General features: G+C 52.3%; 18 protein-coding genes and 2 pseudogenes. 8 read left to right on the top strand and 12 right to left on the bottom strand.

Going from position 1 to position 19449, the window contains the following annotated elements; all coding sequences use genetic code 11:
• Positions 1-32 precede the first annotated feature (32 nt).
• Positions 33-1226 carry an integrase domain-containing protein gene (locus tag L3069_RS17205; protein WP_063857655.1) on the top strand — a complete coding sequence of 398 codons (1194 nt, stop codon included), beginning with the start codon at positions 33-35 and terminating at the stop codon, positions 1224-1226.
• A gap of 43 nt (positions 1227-1269) precedes the next feature.
• On the opposite strand, the gene L3069_RS17210 is transcribed toward L3069_RS17205, so the two are convergent.
• The 5 genes from L3069_RS17210 to L3069_RS17230 all read right to left on the bottom strand — a co-directional run bounded on the left by L3069_RS17210 (position 1270) and on the right by L3069_RS17230 (position 5443).
• Complete coding sequence (locus tag L3069_RS17210) at positions 1270-2613, bottom strand: adenylate/guanylate cyclase domain-containing protein (protein ID WP_058653196.1); 1344 nt, start codon at positions 2611-2613, stop codon at positions 1270-1272.
• Entirely contained in the window at positions 2610-3167 is a 558-nt protein-coding gene (locus tag L3069_RS17215; protein ID WP_100167795.1) for a hypothetical protein, read from the bottom strand. The genes L3069_RS17210 and L3069_RS17215 overlap by 4 nt, the downstream gene beginning before the upstream one ends.
• 719 nt (positions 3168-3886) lie before the next feature.
• Positions 3887-4450: a phage polarity suppression protein gene (locus tag L3069_RS17220; RefSeq protein WP_063841624.1), complete on the bottom strand. Its 564-nt coding sequence runs from the start codon at positions 4448-4450 to the stop codon at positions 3887-3889.
• Between the two features lie 28 nt (positions 4451-4478).
• Positions 4479-4697 carry an ogr/Delta-like zinc finger family protein gene (locus L3069_RS17225; RefSeq protein WP_063841625.1) on the bottom strand — a complete coding sequence of 73 codons (219 nt, stop codon included), beginning with the start codon at positions 4695-4697 and terminating at the stop codon, positions 4479-4481.
• Between the two features lie 2 nt (positions 4698-4699).
• Positions 4700-5443 carry a hypothetical protein gene (locus L3069_RS17230; protein WP_063958656.1) on the bottom strand — a complete coding sequence of 248 codons (744 nt, stop codon included), beginning with the start codon at positions 5441-5443 and terminating at the stop codon, positions 4700-4702.
• 550 nt (positions 5444-5993) lie between these two features.
• Between L3069_RS17230 and L3069_RS17235 the strand changes: the two genes are divergently transcribed.
• From L3069_RS17235 to L3069_RS17260, 6 genes and pseudogenes are all read left to right on the top strand, one after another.
• Positions 5994-6260 carry an AlpA family transcriptional regulator gene (locus tag L3069_RS17235; RefSeq protein ID WP_023323954.1) on the top strand — a complete coding sequence of 89 codons (267 nt, stop codon included), beginning with the start codon at positions 5994-5996 and terminating at the stop codon, positions 6258-6260.
• A complete protein-coding gene (locus tag L3069_RS17240; RefSeq protein ID WP_032712334.1) occupies positions 6257-6814 on the top strand; it encodes a host cell division inhibitor Icd-like protein in 558 nt (185 codons plus the stop codon). Before L3069_RS17235 ends, L3069_RS17240 begins: the two co-directional genes overlap by 4 nt.
• Entirely contained in the window at positions 6811-7038 is a 228-nt protein-coding gene (locus L3069_RS17245) for a hypothetical protein (protein ID WP_017692848.1), read from the top strand. Before L3069_RS17240 ends, L3069_RS17245 begins: the two co-directional genes overlap by 4 nt.
• On the top strand, positions 7035-7355 hold the full coding sequence (locus L3069_RS17250) for a DUF5375 domain-containing protein (protein ID WP_063857657.1): 321 nt from the start codon (positions 7035-7037) through the stop codon (positions 7353-7355). Before L3069_RS17245 ends, L3069_RS17250 begins: the two co-directional genes overlap by 4 nt.
• Before the next feature lie 14 nt (positions 7356-7369).
• Positions 7370-9703 carry a primase-helicase zinc-binding domain-containing protein gene (locus L3069_RS17255; protein WP_063857658.1) on the top strand — a complete coding sequence of 778 codons (2334 nt, stop codon included), beginning with the start codon at positions 7370-7372 and terminating at the stop codon, positions 9701-9703.
• A gap of 683 nt (positions 9704-10386) precedes the next feature.
• A pseudogene (locus L3069_RS17260) lies at positions 10387-11385 on the top strand (integrase arm-type DNA-binding domain-containing protein); the annotation flags it as partial.
• An 8-nt stretch (positions 11386-11393) separates the two neighbouring features.
• On the opposite strand, the gene L3069_RS17265 reads toward L3069_RS17260, so the two are convergent.
• The 6 genes and pseudogenes from L3069_RS17265 to L3069_RS17290 all read right to left on the bottom strand — a co-directional run bounded on the left by L3069_RS17265 (position 11394) and on the right by L3069_RS17290 (position 17963).
• A protein-coding gene (locus L3069_RS17265) for an IS3-like element ISEc52 family transposase (protein ID WP_085929673.1) occupies positions 11394-12562 on the bottom strand; the annotation gives its coding sequence in 2 pieces (ribosomal slippage) (positions 11394-12313 and positions 12313-12562; 1170 coding nt in all).
• Between the two features lie 73 nt (positions 12563-12635).
• Positions 12636-12704 (bottom strand): annotated as a pseudogene (locus L3069_RS17270) (hypothetical protein); the annotation flags it as partial.
• Positions 12701-14281 carry a hypothetical protein gene (locus tag L3069_RS17275; protein WP_038416563.1) on the bottom strand — a complete coding sequence of 527 codons (1581 nt, stop codon included), beginning with the start codon at positions 14279-14281 and terminating at the stop codon, positions 12701-12703. The gene L3069_RS17275 and the pseudogene L3069_RS17270, both read right to left, overlap by 4 nt.
• Before the next feature lie 11 nt (positions 14282-14292).
• The gene (locus tag L3069_RS17280) at positions 14293-15708 is read right to left on the bottom strand and encodes a DUF1116 domain-containing protein (RefSeq protein WP_023298441.1); all 1416 of its coding nucleotides are present in this window, start codon (positions 15706-15708) and stop codon (positions 14293-14295) included.
• On the bottom strand, positions 15708-17249 hold the full coding sequence (fdrA, locus tag L3069_RS17285; RefSeq protein ID WP_038416564.1) for an acyl-CoA synthetase FdrA: 1542 nt from the start codon (positions 17247-17249) through the stop codon (positions 15708-15710). The genes L3069_RS17280 and fdrA overlap by 1 nt, the downstream gene beginning before the upstream one ends.
• A gap of 108 nt (positions 17250-17357) precedes the next feature.
• Entirely contained in the window at positions 17358-17963 is a 606-nt protein-coding gene (locus tag L3069_RS17290) for an ankyrin repeat domain-containing protein (RefSeq protein WP_038416565.1), read from the bottom strand.
• 320 nt (positions 17964-18283) lie between these two features.
• On the opposite strand from L3069_RS17290, the gene L3069_RS17295 reads away from it, so the two are divergent.
• Complete coding sequence (locus tag L3069_RS17295) at positions 18284-19213, top strand: LysR substrate-binding domain-containing protein (RefSeq protein WP_032625925.1); 930 nt, start codon at positions 18284-18286, stop codon at positions 19211-19213.
• On the opposite strand, the gene L3069_RS17300 is transcribed toward L3069_RS17295, so the two are convergent.
• The gene (locus L3069_RS17300) at positions 19210-19368 is read right to left on the bottom strand and encodes a YqaE/Pmp3 family membrane protein (RefSeq protein WP_038416567.1); all 159 of its coding nucleotides are present in this window, start codon (positions 19366-19368) and stop codon (positions 19210-19212) included. The genes L3069_RS17295 and L3069_RS17300 overlap by 4 nt on opposite strands.
• Between the last annotated feature and the right edge of the window lie 81 nt (positions 19369-19449).

The raw sequence follows: 19449 nt of genomic DNA on the forward strand, positions 1-19449 counted from the left end.
AAACGTGTACCAATTATGGAAGGGAGCCAGGCATGGCGCGCATCACACGCCCTCTCACTAACAACGAAATCCTCAAAGCTAAACCCCGTGAAAAAGACTTCACCCTTCATGATGGTGATGGCCTGTTCTTGCTCGTCAAAACAACCGGTAAAAAACTCTGGCGCTTCCGCTATCAACGCCCAGCCAGTGGCAGTCGAACCAATTTGAGCCTCGGCTCATATCCTGCCCTTACACTCGCAGCAGCTCGCCAGATACGTGACCAACATTTGGCTACACTCGCGCAGGGGATGGATCCACAACAGCAGCAAGAGCAAGCATCAGAGCAACGTCAGATTGAGCTGGATAGCATTTTCTCAACTGTGGCCGCCAACTGGTTCAAAATGAAGAGCAAAAGCGTCACAGAGGACTACGCGAAAGATATTTGGCGTTCTCTAGATAAAGACGTATTCCCAGTAATAGGCGCGATACCTGTTCAGGAGATTAAGGCCAGAACGATAGTTGAAGCATTGGAACCAATCAAAGCACGCGGCGCATTAGAGACTGTTCGTCGCTTGGTCCAGCGCATTAACGAAATAATGATTTACGCAGTTAACACCGGCCTGATTGATGCTAACCCGGCATCAGGGGTTGGAATGGCATTTGAGAAACCCAAAAAGCAGAACATGCCCACACTACGACCAGAAGAATTACCTAAGCTGATGCGTTCTCTGGTCATGTCGAATCTGTCTGTTCCGACTCGCTGCCTTATTGAGTGGCAACTCCTGACCCTTGTTCGCCCTTCAGAAGCTTCTGGCGCTCGATGGGCGGAGATAGATGTCGATGCAAAGTTATGGACAATTCCAGCAGAGCGGATGAAAGCTAAGCGCGAGCACATTGTTCCCCTTTCACCTCAGGCTTTAGAGATTTTGGAAGTGATGGAGCCTATTAGCGCAAATCGAGAACATGTTTTCCCAAGTAGGAACGATCCGAAACAACCGATGAACAGCCAAACAGCTAATGCCGCACTCAAACGCATCGGTTACGGGGGAAAACTTGTCGCTCATGGATTACGTTCTATAGCAAGCACCGCGCTAAATGAAGCAGGTTTTAATCCTGACGTTATCGAAGCAGCACTTGCTCACAGTGATAAAAATGAAGTTCGTAGAGCATACAATCGTTCAACTTATATTGAACAGCGAATAGACTTGATGATTTGGTGGGGAAAGGTCGTCAAAGTAAAAATGTAATACCTACAATGGAAAAGGCAGCCATAAATGGCTGCCTTTGGAATCATTTTATATAAACACCAATTATATTACGATAATACAGCGTGTCATTTTCGCCCTTTACAATCACTTCCATGGTATGAAGCCCTCTAAATGAAGTCCCTTCAGGCAAAGATACTTCAAGACATTCATTTTCTTTTAATAGAGATAAATGCGAAGCATTTTTTACTTTAACCAATTCATCATCAACTATACGAATAGAATAATCTTCAGAAAGATCGTCTTTAGCTTCTTGCCCATGATTTCTTTTACAGAAAATGATATTTAGCTTACCAAGCCCGGGATATATTTTTAATTTAAATTTTAAGCTACGTTCCTTTGGTAAAAAGCGTGAAACAGAGCTATAGAGAACCTCCCTATCATCTTCAACAACAAAACATTCAAATGTAAAATGATTTGGATGTAATACTGCAGAAGCCATTTTTTTATCATTCAGTTTAAATGGTAATAGGTCTTGATAATTAGCCATATTCAACAATCTAATACGTCGATTTATTGGTTTTCCTTCTTTATTTGTTATATTTGGGATAATATACTTTAACTCTTCTCCGGCTTTTATTTTGGGCTTTGTATATTCCTCGGGGAAGTCAATATAATCTAATATCCCTTGCCCTAGCATTGCTGTATTTTTATCAGCCAATTGCTGTAGTTTTGCTGTCATATCAACAGGTAGTCCCAAAGCAGTCACTTCGCAAGACTCACCTAAGCCAAAATTCCCCCAAATAACCTCTTCTTCAGACCCATAATCCAATCCAATTCTTACTCCCAAATCAATCTTCTCTCCAATGTCTTCATTTAGCGAAGGGAATATGTAGTCCATCAATATAAGTCTCAAGGTTGAAGCTGCATTTATTGCATCTGCAATTGCATCTTCTTTGCTTATATCAGAACGTCCAAAGAAGGCCATCAATGCATCCCCCATAAGGCGATGAGGATAACCATCGAGCGCTCTAACAATATCTATGCATGCTTGTAATATCCTATTTTTAACTACATATGCCTGTTCTAACGGAAGTAGCAGAGACAACCTTGAACTTTTACGTATGTCAATAAACATAGTCACTATATATTGGCTATGGATTGCCCCTACACCATTTAAACCAGTCAATTCGGGGTGGGTACCAATACTATGTTCATTAAGACCTGGCTTTTGAAAGAAAGGCCTTACTTCTTTCTGATAGTCATACTCTATGAAGTTACTAGGACTTGTTGAAAAAGACTCTGATAACTCATCACCTAAACGGGCCTCCGTACCTACGCGAAGATATCCATCCATTGCCATTTTCTTCTTTAAAGTTACACTCCTCAATCCCTTGAAGTTCTTAGCAGTAACCTCTTTAAAGCTCATAATAAAACTCCGTTTACGTAGTCAATAAATTTAAATATAACAAGAAGTATGATGCATATATATGCTCGTTTAATCCAACTCACAGCTGAACTAAAACATAAGAATTTTTGTTTAGCAATATATGCTAAAATAAAACTTTGCTCGCACATATCCAGTAGCAATCCATCTTCAGATTCGCCTAAATATTTTTTGTAATATTCTTTGCCGTTATTATTACTGGAGATATAAACAAACGAAACATTAGATTCAGTAGAATCACCTTTTCCTTTTCTGCCGTTCATATTTGGCATAATGCTTCCGAGAGAACGTAAGACTGACATAAAAATAAAAACAGCGGTCATGAACAACAATAGAAAAAAAACAATCGTATATAATCCATTTTTCTGAAACAATCCAGCAAATGCACCCACTTTGTTAGATATTATTGTTGCAGTTGCTCCGTTCACAGCAAGGAGTAAAGCTGCTTTATTATTGGTGGTGGCAATATAGCCATCAGTCCTCTTTATAATATCAAATTGCAACTTGATTTTTTCTTTATTTTTTTCGATATCCATAGCAATCGCTATCCTAAGTCATTGATAGAATCAATTTACATTTTTAACATTGTTTCGCATAGAAATTAAGAGATTTTTGTGACGTTTTCGACACTAATTATCAAGTTCTTATCATTAAATGATGAAAAGTTTTGGAACTAACTTTATTTAGCTATAAGCACCCACCCAAACCTTCAAAAAAAAACAATTTAAATATCAAATAGTTATATGATCTTAGATTCTAAGGTTATAGTTTTTAGGTCCAATTAGTAAGTCAATAGAATTTTCCCTCACACTTAACCAGAATAGCGCTTATGTTTGTAAACACTTTAAAAACAAGCCTCACGATAAACGCGTATTCTACAGTAACCGCATCAGATCAATTCATGCGACGCTTTTCTCGCAAATGTGTACAGATTCAAGCTATACAGGGCATATTAGCAGAGGGAACTAGTCAACCTAAACCCCATAGCCAGCCCGAAGCAAGTAGCTAACTGCAACATGCTCAGGGTGCAGAAAATAAATACGCTAATTACAGCCAGCGCGCAATGCTCTCCCCGCCCCGCCTGCCCGCTTAAGGGGGCGCATTTAATGCAGGTGCATGACCGGCCTCAGGGCGCGCCAGTGCTGGCGCTGGCGGGGGTTCCAGTATCGGTAAAACGCATGCAAAACCATGCACCTTATGCATGCATGGCTTTTTTAGGGGAAAAAGGCGGGATTTTCGGGAATTTTTGAAAGGACTACTGCGCGGCCAGCTCTGCGCGTCGGCGGGTGTAATTCAGGTTCTGTGCGGGTGTGAATTTTTCACGATTATCATCGCGCGAGGCCGCGTCAGGTCTGAATCCGATGGCCGTCAAAATGTCATTATCCTGCGCCGAATAATTAATTTTTTCTCCGGCGGTCAGCCAGACCTGTAGCGCCTCACGCATATAGTCAACTGAGTGCTGCATGGCGCAGCGCTGAACGGCGGAATGTTGCCTGGAATAATTCATCAGCTCCGGGGCAAGGGCGGCGGCCAGCTCCGCGCCATGTGCCTGCATAAAATCATTCAGACGGTTACGGATGCTGATTCGCTGCACCTCCTCATGCGAGCGGATATAACGCCCGGCAGCCTGATTTATTTCCCACTTTTTCACGTCGATAATTTCGCGCAGGGTTTGCAGGCTCCGGCCGCTGCGGCCGTTACCGGCAAGTTGTTCGCGGTATGCCTGTTCGGCCTGCTTCAGTTCATCCCGGCGTTGCAGCCAGGCGGATTTATTTGCCTGACAGGCCTCAAAGGCTTTCTGTAGCGTCAGTGTGGTCACGTATATCTCTCCTGATGTCTGGCCGTGCTCACGCACCGGCACGGTTAACGGTGGCCGCCGGTGCGGGTACAGGGATAAGCGGCTCAGTAACCGGTGAACGGATAATACCGTCAACGGATTCAAGCGTACGGAACGTGGCCGAGCACTCGATGTTCATGCACTGGTGATAGCGCTGTTTGACGTTATCGGACAGATAGCGACTGGTGCGGGAATGCGCGCTGGTTTTGCAGAACGGGCAGTGAAACATGCTTACCCCTCCGCTTCTGTCTCGCCATTTTCAGCCAGCTTTCTGGCAAGCATCATTCTCTTCGCAGGGCTGCGTAACAGCTCCGTATCCACGCCGGTAATCTGCGGCCGGTGCATGCCCGTCACGGACAATACAGGCTCCTGCGTCATGTCGAAGTGATACATGCTGCCCTGACGGCTCAGCGCGTCGCGCAGCTCGCCGGTGGCCACGGACTGCGGGGCACTTTCACCCTTCATTTCGAGGGCACGAATGCGCAGCAGGAAAGCGCGGATGAGGGCGACAGGAACCGCATTGACAGCCTGAGCCCATTCCGCACCGGCGTAAGCGGTAAAGGCATCTTCATGCGCTGAAAGGTATTTATTGCCGGTGGAGCAGGCATTCAGCATGGCGCGTGTCCGGTCGGTCTCCAGCTCCGCAATCAGACCGGTGAACTCGTCGGCCAGCTCGCGGCTGGCGATACGCCTGCTGTGCTCAGCCTTCATTTCAGGGGGGAGACTGCCGCGCAGGGTGCGAAAGCGGCTGCGCCAGTCCTGCTCCGCCTCAGTGCTCTCATCGAGGGCGGTCTGCCGCTCCTGCTTACAGCGTTCAATGGACGTATCAATCTCTTTCAGAACCTGCATGCTGGCCGCGTGGGTGTCTCTTGCCGCAGTGAATGCGCTCAGCTTGTCGGTGATGCGCTGGCTGTTCTCTGCGTACCGCTGAGCGGCAACGTCTTGCAGGGCGGTAATGAGTGTTTCGGGTTTCATGTTCAGGCTCTCCGTTTATTCAACCTGAAATGATTCTGCCCTTCATGACACAACATCTCGATTCATTGCAGTTGTGGCAGTTCTGGCACAAACAGCACTTTAAACCCGGCTTGCCAGATAAAGGTCTCAGCAAAACCTTACTCATCGTTTGTTTTTTTACATATAACTGTTCACTACTGTTCACCTTAAATAAAAATATAAGTAATACAGTAAGATAAAGGGTGAACAGTTGAGGGTCTGACTGTTCACCGTCTGTTCACCACTATTCACCCATCTTCTGAACTTTCCTGGAGGTGTATATATTTTTTATTAATAAAAAATAAGCTATTAACCACTTTTGGTTATGTATGGATGTGCCAGAATGTGCCAAAAGATACCCACGATATACCAGAACATTGTCAGAGATTGTCGCTGTATAAAAAACAGTCTGTTGTGTGGTGAAGTACTGCAAAATGACTTGTTGCCCTGAGGGAAAATATTCACAAAATAGAGAGCTACCCGAGGCCGGACGGACATGACCGGCACTGTATGGACTTTATGAGGTAGCCCGATGCACACCGCTTTTTCTTCCCCGTCTTCTGCCCCTGCCACCCCACTGATGCCGGTTTCTGATGCCGTTCAGGAGCGCTTTCTCCGCCTGCCCGAAGTGATGCATCTGTGCGGCCTGTCCCGGTCAACCATTTACGACCTCATTAGCCGCGAGGCTTTCCCGAAACAAATCAGCCTGGGCGGCAAAAACGTGGCGTGGGCGCAGTCTGAAATCACGGCATGGATGGCGGATCGTATTGCCGAACGCAACCGGGGCTATGACGCATGATGATGACCGTTCAGCAAACAGACCCTTTTTCTGGCTTGCTTCCTGTCGCCGTTTCCAGGTATAGTTTTCCCGCTGTCGCAAAATCGACAGCCGGAATTGGCGTTCCGCGAAACTCAATGGCGACACCAGACGCGCCGTGCGTCTTTTTTTTCGTCGTAGCTCAGGCACACCCATTTTCCGGGCTGTGGTGTCTTTTTATACACCATGGTTCCAGCAAGATAATGGTAGTCCGGGCGGGGCAGCCTTCGGGCTGGCCGGTATCCATTGAGGCCGGTTACGCCAACCCCGTTCGGGCTGCCACCAGTGAAATTGGCGTTTCCGGTGGTAGCAGTAACCGCTACTCAATGGAGGCTGCCATCATGGCTACTATCCTCACCCCGTCACACCCGCAGTTTGTTTTTGTGTTTGCCGCCGTTCGTCGTGCAGACCGTAAACCCCGTATCTGTATGCTCCGCACCGTTGCCGGTGATGAACACGCTGCACGTCGTTCCCTTGTTCGCGATTACGTCCTCTCGTTTGCCGGCCGTCTGCCGGTTGCGGAGGTGCGTGCATGAGACACACCACCATTACCGCCCGTGACCTCGAATGCCTTGAGCACATGCGCAACGTCGGCCAGCTCGTCAACGAGCTGATGCAGGTACAGGACTGCGCCACCGTTCGTCGTGACCCTGCGCAGCAGTCACAGCTCACCTCCGTGATTTACCTTATGACCGCCCAGCTCGACGGCGTGGTAGAGCGCTGCAATCAGCGCTGGCTGACCGGGGAGGGCAACGTATGAAAAAGCCATTACCCCCCGTATTACGCGCCGCGCTGTATCGCCGCGCCGTGGCCTGTGCATGGCTGACGGTATGCGAACGCCAGCGCCGCTACCCGCACCTCACCCTCGACGCGCTGGAAAACGCCATTGCCGCCGAGCTGGAGGGCTTCTACCTGCGCCAGCACGGCGAGGAAAAAGGCCGCCAGATTGCCTGTGCACTGCTGGAAGATTTAATGGAAGCCGGACCACTCAAAGCCGCGCCGTCGCTGTCTTTTCTCGGGCTGGCCGTGATGGATGAACTCTGCGCCCGTTACATGCAATCGCCTGTTGTGCACTGAGGGAGAAAATAACGATGAAAATGAACGTAACACAGACGATACAACAGGCGTGCGGCCACTGGCCGCGAATTCTCCCGGCGCTGGGTGTGAAGGTGATTAAAAACCGGCATCAGGCCTGTCCGGTGTGCGGCGGCTCTGACCGTTTCCGTTTTGACGATAAAGAGGGGCGAGGGACGTGGCTCTGTAATCAGTGCGGCGCGGGGGATGGCCTGAAACTGGTCGAAAAGGTGTTCGGTGTAAAACCATCAGAGGCAGCCCAAAAGGTGAACGCCGTGACCGGCAACCTGCCGCCGGTTGCCACGGAAGTGATTGCGGCCGCAGAGGCCGAAACGGAGGCTGACCGCCAGGCTGCGGCCGCGCTGGCCGTCAGGCTCATGGAGAAAACCCGACCGGCCAGCGGCAACGCCTACCTCACCCGCAAGGGCTTCCCCGACCGGGAATGTCCGGTACTGTCGGCCACACACAAAACCGGCGGCGTGACGTTCCGCGCCGGTGATATGGTTGTCCCGCTGCATGACGATACCGGCGCACTGGTTAACCTTCAGCTTATCAATTCTGACGGTCTCAAACGCACCCTGAAAGGCGGGGCGGTAAAAGGAGCGTGCCATACCATCGAAGGGAAAAGACAGGCCGGAAAACGCCTGTGGATAACGGAGGGCTATGCGACCGCGCTCACCGTGCATCACCTGACCGGCGAAACCGTCATGGTGGCGCTGTCGTCCGTGAACCTCCTTTCTCTGGCGAGCCTTGCCCGTCAGAAACACCCGGCCTGTCAGATTGTCCTCGCCGCCGACCGCGACCTTAACGGCGACGGTCAGAACAAAGCCGCAGCGGCCGCAGGAGCCTGTGAGGGGGTTGTTGCCCTGCCGCCGGTGTTTGGTGACTGGAATGATGCGTTTGTGCAGAAAGGCGAGGAGGCCACGCGGAAAGCCATTTATGACGCCATCCGGCCACCGGCGCAAAGTCCGTTCGACACCATCAGCGAGGCGGAATTTACCGCCATGAGCGCCAGCGACAAGGCTCTGCGGGTGCATGAACATTACGGCGAAGCGCTGGCGGTGGATGCGAACGGCCAGCTCCTGTCCCGCTATGAAAACGGCATCTGGAAAAATATCCCGGCCGCCACTTTTTCACGGAATGTGGCTGACTTATTCCAGCGCCTGCGCGCCCCGTTCTCATCCGGGAAAATTGCCTCGGTGGTGGAGACCCTGAAACTAATTATTCCGCAGCAGGATACACCGGCGCGTCGTCTGATTGGTTTTCGCAACGGGGTACTCGATACCCAAAGCGGCATATTCAGTCCACATCATAAATCGCACTGGCTGCGCACACTGTGCGACGTGGATTTTACCCCGCCGGTGAAAGGCGAAATGCTGGAGACTCACGCGCCGAACTTCTGGCGCTGGCTCGACCGGGCGGCCGGTAAAAATCCACAAAAACGCGACGTGATACTCGCTGCGCTGTTTATGGTACTGGCGAACCGCTACGACTGGCAGCTCTTTCTCGAGGTCACCGGTCCCGGCGGGAGTGGCAAAAGCATTCTCGCCGAAATCGCGACCCTGCTCGCCGGAGAGGATAACGCCACGTCGGCCGACATCGACACGCTGGAAGACCCGCGCAAGCGTGCCTCCCTGATTGGCTTCTCGCTGATACGTCTGCCTGACCAGGAAAAATGGAGCGGTGACGGCGCAGGACTAAAGGCCATCACCGGCGGCGATGCGGTCTCGGTTGACCCGAAATACCAGAATCCGTACTCAACACATATTCCTGCGGTGATTCTGGCCGTGAACAATAACCCGATGCGCTTCACCGACCGCAGCGGCGGTGTGTCACGCCGCCGGGTGATTATTCACTTTCCCGAGCAGATTGCACCGGAAGAACGCGACCCGCAGCTCAGGGATAAAATTGCGCGCGAGCTGGCCGTTATTGTGCGCCAGCTTATGCAGCGGTTCAGCGATCCGATGACGGCGCGAGCACTGCTCCAGTCGCAGCAGAATTCCGACGAGGCGCTCAGCATCAAGCGTGATGCTGACCCGACGTTTGATTTTTGCGGCTATCTGGAAATGCTGCCGCAGACCAACGGAATGTTTATGGGTAATGCCAGCATTGTCCCGCGTAATTACCGTAAGTATCTCTATCACGCGTATCTGGCCTATATGGAGGCTAACGGATACAGGAACGTGCTCAGCCTGAAAATGTTCGGGCTGGGGCTGCCCATGATGCTGAAAGAGTACGGCCTGAATTATGTAAAGCGGCACACAAAGCAGGGGATACAGACCAACCTGTCGCTGAAAGAAGAAAGCTACGGCGACTGGCTGCCGAAATGCGACGAACCCGCAGCGACATAACCAACTCCAGACCGGCAACAGCCGGTCTTTTTCTTTCCGGCCATTATCATAAGGTGAACACTCCACTGTTCACCCTTCACCGTATATTCACCCTGTATCACTATGAAATTATTGATAAAAAACAAGAGGTGAACAGAGTGAACAGTAAAACCCAAAAAAACTTTTTATCCCCCCGCGTATCGCCTGGCCGGGCGTATCCAGAACGAACAAAAATCACAAAGGTGAAGAGTCGACTGTTCACTCTTCACCAACTCATCACCACCTAACCACATGATATAAAATGAGAAACAACCGAGGTGAACAGTGTGAACAGTTAAATGCAAAAAAACTTTTTTTTCTGTGCTTATTGTTTAAAAAAAAGACCACATGAAAAAGGTGACACATTTCTAAAGAGGGATCGTATTACTATGAAAATTCATAATTGGTACACGTTTAGGTACACAACTGAAAGTTGAATACGGAAAAATCCTTTATATTTAATATATTGAGAAATTTATTCAGACTCCGCCAGCCCACCATTTTTAAGTAGTATGAAGTAAAGTGAAGTCTACTAAGCCCGCTTGGAACCAGCCTCGCGGGCTTTTTTACGTCTAATGAAGTCTACTGAAATTTGCTAGAAGCTACTTGCTATGGCACCCTTTTTAGGACCCATCATTTTGGGTCCTAAAGCAGAGGGTCCTAAAATGGCAAAAATCGCAAAGAAACTTACTGACACTGAAATCAAAAGCACTAAGGCATCAGAGAAAGAGATTAACCTTTTCGATGGCGATGGACTGATGCTGCGGATTGCTCCCCTCACTAAAGGTGGAGCGAAAAGATGGTATTTCAGATACGCAGTGCCCTTAACAAAAAAACGCACAAAAATTAGTCTCGGCACGTATCCTCATCTCACCTTAGCGAATGCAAGAGCTTTACGAGATCAATATCTTTCACTACTCGCTAACGGCATTGATCCTCAAACTCATAACACTGATAAAGCAAATGCTCTCAAGGATGCTACTGAACATACGCTGCAGGCTGTAGCAAGGAAATGGTTAGATGAGAAAGCAAGGACTACAGGTATAACAAAAGACCATGCTGAAGACATCTGGCGTAGTCTAGAGCGAAACATTTTCCCTAGTCTTGGCCACGTTCCTATCAAAGAGATTCGACCAAAGTTGTTAAAACAACAACTTGAGCCTTTGGAGCATCGTCGCGTCTTTGAAACACTGCGGCGCATAATTTCCCGCTTGAATGAGATTTTCCGGTGGGCAGCTACCGAAGAGCTTATTGAATTCAATCCTGCCGATAATCTTGGACAACGGTTTACAAAGCCCAAAAAACAAAATATGCCAGCTTTACCTCCTGCTGAACTTCCTCGTTTTATGGTTGCTCTATCAAATGCTTCCATAAGGCTTGAAACACGTCTCCTAATAGAGTGGCAGCTTCTTACATGGGTTCGACCAGGTGAAGCAGTTCGTGCTCGGTGGAAAGATATCGATGAAGAGGCCTGTTTATGGAACATACCCGGTCAGTTTATGAAGATGAAGCTTCCTCATAAGGTTCCACTCAGTAAACAAGCCTTAGCAATACTTGAATCCATGAAGCCAATCAGTGGTCATAGAGAGTGGATTTTTCCAAGCATTAAAGCACCTCTCAACCATATGAACGAACAAACTGCGAATGCTGCGATAATCCGTATGTGAAGTGGTCAACAAAAACTGGCCACCGCGTTAGAGTTTTTCCAGTATCGGTTTTCTGATTCGTTTGGCGGTAACCCACCATTATATTCGTGCGGTCTTAGTGCGCTGTAATATCCAACGATATAGTCCGTTATTGCGTGAGCTGCATCGCTGAAGCTTACATAGCCCGTCGCCGGCACCCATTCGTTCTTCAGACTCCTGAAGAAGCGCTCCATTGGGCTGTTATCCCAGCAGTTTCCACGCCGACTCATACTCTGCCTGATCCGGTATCGCCACAGTAACTGCCGGAACTGCCTGCTCGTATAATGGCTGCCTTGATCGCTGTGGAACATCACCCCGACGGGCTTACCACGGGTTTCCCATGCCATTTCCAGTGCTTTCATGGTGAGCCTGCTGTCCGGCGAGAACGACATGGCCCAGCCCACTGGTTTTCTTGCGAACAGGTCGAGAACAACGGCGAGGTACGCCCAGCGCTTACCCGTCCAGATATAGGTCACATCACCGCACCACACCTGATTTGGTTCCGTTACGGCGAACTGTCGCTCAAGATGATTCGGGATAGCAACGTGCTCATGACCGCCACGCTTATACCGGTGAGTCGGCTGCTGGCAACTGACCAGCCCCAGCTCTTTCATGAGTCTGCCAGCAAGCCAGCGCCCCATCTGGTAGCCTCTCTGGGTTGCCATTGTGGCGATGCTTCTTGCTCCGGCAGAGCCGTGGCTGATGCCATGCAGTTCAAGTACCTGACTGCGTAATACAGCCCGTCTGCCGTCTGGCTTTTCAGGACGGTTTTTCCAGTATTTGTAGCTGCTGCGATGAACCCCGAACACATGGCAGAGAGTGGCCACAGGATAACGCGCCCTGAGTTTCCCGATTATCGAGAACTGTTCAGGGAGTCTGACATCAAGAGCGCGGTAGCCTTTTTTAATATTTCATTTTCCATTTCAATACGTTGTAGCTTTTTCCTGAGCTCACGGATTTCAATTTGTTCCGGGGTAATGGGGGAGGCTTTTGGTGTTTTGCCCTGCCGTTCATCACGTAATTGTTTCACCCATCGCGTCATTGTGGAAAGGCCGACATCCATAGCGCTGGCTGCATCTGCCACGGTGTAGTTCTGGTCAACGACCAGTTGAGCGGATTCGCGTTTAAACTCTGCGCTGAAATTTCTTTTTTTCATTATGACACCTGTGTTGTTCTGAGGTGAGCATATCACCTCTGTTCAGGTGGCCAAATTCAGTAAACCACTTCACAATCGACTGGCTGGCGTTGTCTTTGATAATGCTGTTGCCGCCGATGGCAACGACCATAAGCTCTTTCATTTTGTTTCCTTTAGAAGGTGCGTTCTGGCGCCCTCACCCTGGCCCTCTCCCACTGGGAGAGGGGAATTAACAGAGATATCGAGAACATGCTTCACCACAAACATCCCGCCCATCATCAGGTAGGCCGTGACGAACATCAGGGAACTGCCCTCGGCAAAGCCCACCACCGGCGCGTGGATCACGCCAAACAGCGCCAGCAGCGCGCCACCGGTCGCCGCGACGGCCCCGCGCAGCGGTTTGTTGATGATGGCGAAGATGGCGATACAGCCCCAGAGCATGCTGGCGAGCGGCGCGCCGTTGCCGAGATGCATCAGGCCTTCGTAGTAGATCCCCTTGCTGTGCAGCACGTCGGTGCCAATTTTCGCCGCGCTGGTCCCCGCCGCGCTCATCACGCTGTTCATCATGGTCAGCGCCCAGTTGGCAATCCATGGGAACAGGCAGATGAAGATGACGGGCACCTCCACTTTCGGGGTTTCCCTCACCACCTGGTTGGCGGTGACGACGCCGATAAACACCAGAATCGGCACGATGGCGGTCATCGGGATGATGGCGAGCATAAAGGCCCCCAGCCCGAACAGCGGCACGATGAACATGGTCACGCCGGACGCCAGGGTGTAGCCGATGCTGGCGCCCATCGCTTTCCAGCCTGGATGGCCGACGTAGACCGTGACCGGGAACGGATTGCCCATCAGGCAGCCGAGCATGGAGGCCAGACCGTTCGCCAGCATTACCTTGCGGGTCGGGTATTCATCCCCCGCCGCATGGGCGCTTTCGATGTTCTCCAGGTCAAAGATGTAGCTCGCCAGCCCCAGCGGTACGGCGGACGCCAGATACGGCAGCGCATGCGGCAACCCCTGCATAAAGCTGTCCACATGCACTTCCGGCGGGTTAAAGCCGAAGGATGACATGGACGCTTTAATGGCATCCGGGCTTTGCAGTCCGGAGATCCACGCAAGCAGAGTACCGGCAATCAACAGCAGCAGGCCGGTCGGGATGCGGGCGAAAATCGGCTTTTTACCGAACCAGTTAATGAAGATCAGCAGCAGGACGATAAACGACACGGTCGGCGCTTCGAACGCCTGCAACATCGGGTTCATCGCCAGCAGGAGCAGGCCAAGACCGGACAGGCACGACAGCAGCACGGTACGCGGGATCATCTTGCGGATGGTTTCCCCCAGGAAGGAACCGCCCGCGAGGATCATCGCTTCCACAAAGCACCACACCAGGCCAATCTGAATCGCGAAATCCGCATCGCCGGTTTGCTGGTAAACCGGCATTAAGACCAGGAAGGTCACGGTAAAAATCGACGGCGCGCTCGGGCCGGACGGCAGCGCGGTGACGTCCGTTCGTCCGGTGGCGCGCGCCATTTGCAGGCCAAACCACGTATAGCAAAGACTCGCCACCAGCACCGCCAGACCGAAGGCTGGCGCGATGCGTCCATAAACAATCTCCTTCGGGATGCCGACGACAAAAATGAGCAACCCCATCATGGTCAGCAAATTGGTCAGGTTGTTGGTCATCAACCCGAAATAAGCTGCCCAGTCACCTCTTTTCCACTCCAGTTTCATGTTTTTCATGGATGCATACCTTATAGAACGTAGCGATCGCGGAAGGTTAACAGCGCCTTTTCAAAACAGCTAAACGGCGGGTGAACGATGCCCGCCCCAATCATGCCGATACCGGCGTCCTTATGGGCAATGGCGGTATTAATGACCGGCAGAATGCCGCTGCCCGCGACCTTCGTGATGTCGATGGCGGACGGGATGCCCATAAACGACAGCAGCGGAATGGTGACGTTCGGGTTTTCGCCGAGAGTGATTTCGCGCATCTGGCGGGAGAAATCGATGGCTTCCTCCACCGTGCCGCCCACCAGCGCCACGATTGCCGGGGCTGTCGCCATCGCAAAGCCGCCGATGCCGTAGGTTTCGGTAATCGCGCTGTCGCCGATATCCAGCCCGGAGTCTTCCGGCTTATAGCCCGCGAACATCGGGCCGATCACCTGCTGCGCCGGGCCGGTGAACCACTGCCCCGGCAGGCCGGAGACGCGCAGGCCGAACTCGTAGCCGTTGCGCGCCATGGTGGTGACGACGGTGCTGTACTCAATGCCGTGGGCGGCATCCAGCGCGGCCTTACACATTGCCATCCACGTCGGACCGGAGAAGTAGTCGCTGCTGGCGACAAACTCGAACACTTCACGCTGCTGCGCCACCGGATAGCCCGCCTGGATCAGCCCCGGCGTCAGCGCCTGGATAAGCAGCGTGGTGCCCGCGTTGTTGCGGTTGTGGCACTCGTCGCCCATGTGCAGCGCCTGGGCCAGCATCAGGCGCAGGTCGATTTCGCCGATAATCTTCATCGCGTCGCGCAGCATTGGGCCGAGCACGTCGCGCATCCAGTTCAGGCGGTCGATCACGCTCTGATCGTTGGCCCCCATGCGCAGTATCTTCGCCATCTGCTCGCTGAGGTTGGTGAAGGCGCGGTTGCCGTAGGTTTTGTTCTCAACGATGTGCATAAACATCGACGCGGAGGTGACGCCCGCCATAGAGCCCACACAGTCGTGCTCGTGGCACGGCGAGAAGGTGATCTTCCCTGAAGCCGCCAGCCTTGCGGCGTCCTCCAGATCCGTCGCCAGCCCTTCAAACACCAGCGCGCCGGTGACCGCGCCCTTCATCGCCCCACACATGTTTTCCCAGGTAACAGGCGGACCGGCATGCAGAATGGTGGTGCGGGTCATGCCCGGCACCACGTTGATGGCCTGGTCATAGCCCACCAGCACCGGATGGGACTGAATAATGCGCTCAAGGGCAATGTTGTTCGCGGCGGCAATTTTCTCGGCCAGCGGTTTTTCCGCCAGCCGATCCAGCGCGTCCACCACCTGCATATTGCCCTGCCCCGGCGGCGTCCAGTCGAGCTGGGTCACGGGAACGTGCTGTTTTTTGAGGTCGTCGCTGAACATCGCAATCCCGACGTTAATCACGTTCAGCGGTTGGTTGAATAAGGTCGTCATTATGCTCTCTCCCCTTTGCAGACAAATTCGCGTGCCAGTAATCCGGTATTGGTGCTGCTGCTGGCCCAGATGACGCCTGCGTCGGTCAGCAGCTGGCACTGCTGGGCCAGCGACTGCGGATCCTGATCGGTGCCGAGCACGTAGCCGAGAATTTCCAGCGGACGGTTGTCGGCTTTCGCGATTGCCTGTGCCTCTTTGATCGCCTCGATCATCACCCCCACCGGATCCTCGTGTGCGCCAAAGCCCAGCACGAAGTCCATCACGATGACGCCCACCTGCGGATCGCGCGCCTCCTGTAGCAGGCGGCTGATGCGGTTGGTCGGGTCGATCATCGGGTGTGGTTTGCCGTTGGTGAAATCGTCGTCACCGAAATCAAGGAAGGTGTGGGCCTGGCTGACGCTGATGTCCTTCAGACGCCTGGCCGGATCCGGCTGGATGTTGCTGTAAACATCGTCAAACTTCTCCAGCGCGGCAAACATCGCTTCGTCGCACAGGGTGCCGCCGCAGAACAGGCCACGAATGTACTTCTGCCGCGGCGTCAGGCGGGCGCGCACCTCTTCGATCAGCGGCCAGTTGAGCGGATGTAAATCCAGGGAGTCTTTTTTAATGCCGGTAAGCAGCACCGCTTTCAGGGCCGCCTCTTTGGTGCCACGAGCAAACTGCAAGCCGTCTTCATCGTCTGGCGGTTCGTTGCGGCCCAGGAAGCACACAACCACAGGTTTGCGGCAGGCGCGTGCCCGGGCCAGCACCTTCTCTGCCACCGCGGGTGCAGGCGGTTTGGAGATGAGCACTATCACCCGGGTCGCGTCGTCCGCCTCCAGCATGTCGATGGCGTCGAGCATCATCAGGCCGCCAATCTTCTCGCTGAGATCGCGCCCGCCGGTGCCGATCAGCTGCGACACGCCGCCGCCGAACTCGTGAATGCGCACGCTCAGCTCCTGGCTACCGGTGCCGGAGGCGCCAACGATGCCAATCGGCCCGCGACGTACCGCGTTGGCAAAGCACAGCCCCGCGCCGTTGATAATGGCGGTGCCGCAGTCCGGCCCCATCATTAGCAATCCTTTGTCATGCGCCAGCTGCTTCAGCGCCAGCTCGTCGTCGAGCGACACATTATCGGAAAACAGCATCACGTTGAGATCGTTTTCCAGCGCCTGGCGCGCTTCGCGGGCGGCGAAGGTGCCGTTGACGGATATCACCGCAAGGTTGCTGTCCGGACGATGGGTTTTGGCGCTGGCAATCGTCGCGTAGCGTGCTTCATGGGAGCCAGCGCTCTCTTTACGCGTGAATAACGCTTCAATGGCAGCAAGGGTTTCCTCATTCGCCGCGTCGCCTTTAATAACGATCATCAGGTCGCCGTTTTTCGCGTCCGCTAATTCCGGCGTTAATAGCCCGAGGTTTTTTAATACCCCTTTGTTCATTTCCGTCGCCATCGCCACAAACGCCTGCTCGATGCCCGGCAATTTATTGGCTTTGGTGGAAACCGACATTAAGGAAACCGAATCGAAATACGTATTCTTTTTTATGACGATTTTGGTTGGCATTATTTTCACCTGTTTAAGATAAAAGGGGGCCGCCGTCGTGCTAAATGCACGTCGGTAACAATGCGTTTTTTGATTCACGGCCAGCCAGGGGAAGGCTGACCGAATGCGCTATGCGCCTGCCGCCAGCAGCAGGTCTGCGATCGCGTTGAAGCCTTTTTCCCGCGCCAGTTCGAGCGGGGTTTTGCCGTATTTATCAGTCATGTGCGGATTCGCGCCGTGATCCAGCAGCAGCTTCACAATTTCCTGCTGCTTTGCGCCGCCGTCGTTTAACACGATGGCCTCCAGCAGCGGCGTCCAGCCGACAAAATTGGTGTGGTTGACGTTAATGTCGGTTTTTTCCAGCAGCTCGCGCACGATTTCAACGTGCCCTTTTTCACTGGCAGGGGTAATGCCCACGCCGCCAAAGCGCGTCAGACGGTCGAGATCCGGATCCGCCGGAAGGACAATGCGCAGCAGGGTTAAATCATTGGTCAGGCAGCCGATCAGGAAGGGGTTAAAACAGGTCTGGTCCTGTTTATCAATATCCGCCCCGGCGGAAATTAAAAATTCCACACAGGCGTAATGCTTTTTCAGGCTGGCAATAATAATGGCGGTTCTTTTCTGGCGGTTGGTCGCGTCAATATCCACGCCTTTTTCCAGGCAGGCTTTTAGCGCGTCGATATTACCCTCTTCTGCCGCCAGCAAAAATTCTGTAACCAGTGCAGTTGCAGACATATTCAGACTCCCTATGTTTCACTTCTGATGACCTGAGAATAGCAACAGCCTGGTCATAAAAGAATCCGCTTAAAAATGATTCATCGACACGCAATTCATTGTTGAGTTAAATTCAACAGTCCGGCAAAAACGTGCGTCTGTGCAACCTTTTTCTTATGGTTTACCGCTTTTACGCGCCTCGGGCTGCATTATCCTTATGAATGAAAAAGCCTTACACAGCGCGGCCCTACGTAAAAATCCAGAACTGTGACCGACATCAACTATGATGTAACGCCGGTGTTAAAATATGTTCAAAACTGATGGTAACCAGGAGCCATAATATGAATTCCATCTTTACCGAAGAGAATTTGCTGGCCTTCACCACCGCGGCACGCTTTGGCAGTTTTAGCAAAGCGGCTGCCGAGCTGGGCGTGACCACTTCCGCCATCAGTTACACCATCAAACGTATGGAGACCGGGCTGGACGTGGTGCTGTTTGTACGCAACACGCGCAGCATTGAGCTGACCGAATCCGGTTTTTATTTTTATCGTAAAGCGACCGACCTGCTGAATGACTTTCATGCCATCAAGCGCGGGATTGATACCATTTCGCAGGGCATTGAGACGCGGGTGCGCATCTGCATTAATCAGCTTTTGTATACGCCACGCCATACCGCGCGTTTGCTCCAGGTGCTGAAAAAACAGTTTCCTACCTGCCAAATCACGGTGACGACCGAGGTGTATAACGGCGTCTGGGATTCCATCATTAATAATCAGGCCAACATCGCCATTGGCGCGCCGGATACGCTGCTGGATGGCGGAGGCATCGATTACACCGAGATAGGCGCGATCCGCTGGGTATTTGCCATCGCGCCCACGCATCCGCTGGCGTTCGCCCCGGAGCCCATTTCCGAAAGTCAGCTGCGTCTGTATCCCAATATCATGGTCGAGGACACCGCGCATACCATCAACAAGAAGGTCGGCTGGCTGCTTCACGGTCAGGAGGCGATTCTGGTACCGGACTTTAACACCAAATGTCAGTGTCAGATCCTGGGGGAAGGTATTGGATTTTTACCGGAGTATATGACGCGTGAGGCGGTGGAGGACGGGCTGCTGGTAAAGCGGCGAATCAATAATCCGCGCCAGGACTCGCGCATGCTGCTCGCCACGCAGCATGCGGCGACCGGTCAGGTCACGCGCTGGATCAAACAGCAGTTTGGCCCCGAGGGCGCGCTGACCCGGATCTACAGTGATCTATTGTGGCGTACCTAGCTTTTCGTCTGAACCCAAAACGCGTGGATAAGACCCGGGAAGTAACCCAGGATGGTCAGAAGGATGTTCAGGATAAACGCCCAGCCCAGTCCCTTGCCAAGCAGCACGCCCAGCGGCGGGAGAATAATCGTTAAAACAACGCGCCAAAAACCCATAAATAACTCCGTGCAAGCTAACCAATTGAAAATTATAAAAGACACTTCTCTAAGCGTAGCCAGTTTACGGGTAACTGCCAT

This window comes from Enterobacter cloacae complex sp. ECL411 (assembly GCF_021869665.1).
Lineage (GTDB): Bacteria > Pseudomonadota > Gammaproteobacteria > Enterobacterales > Enterobacteriaceae > Enterobacter > Enterobacter intestinihominis.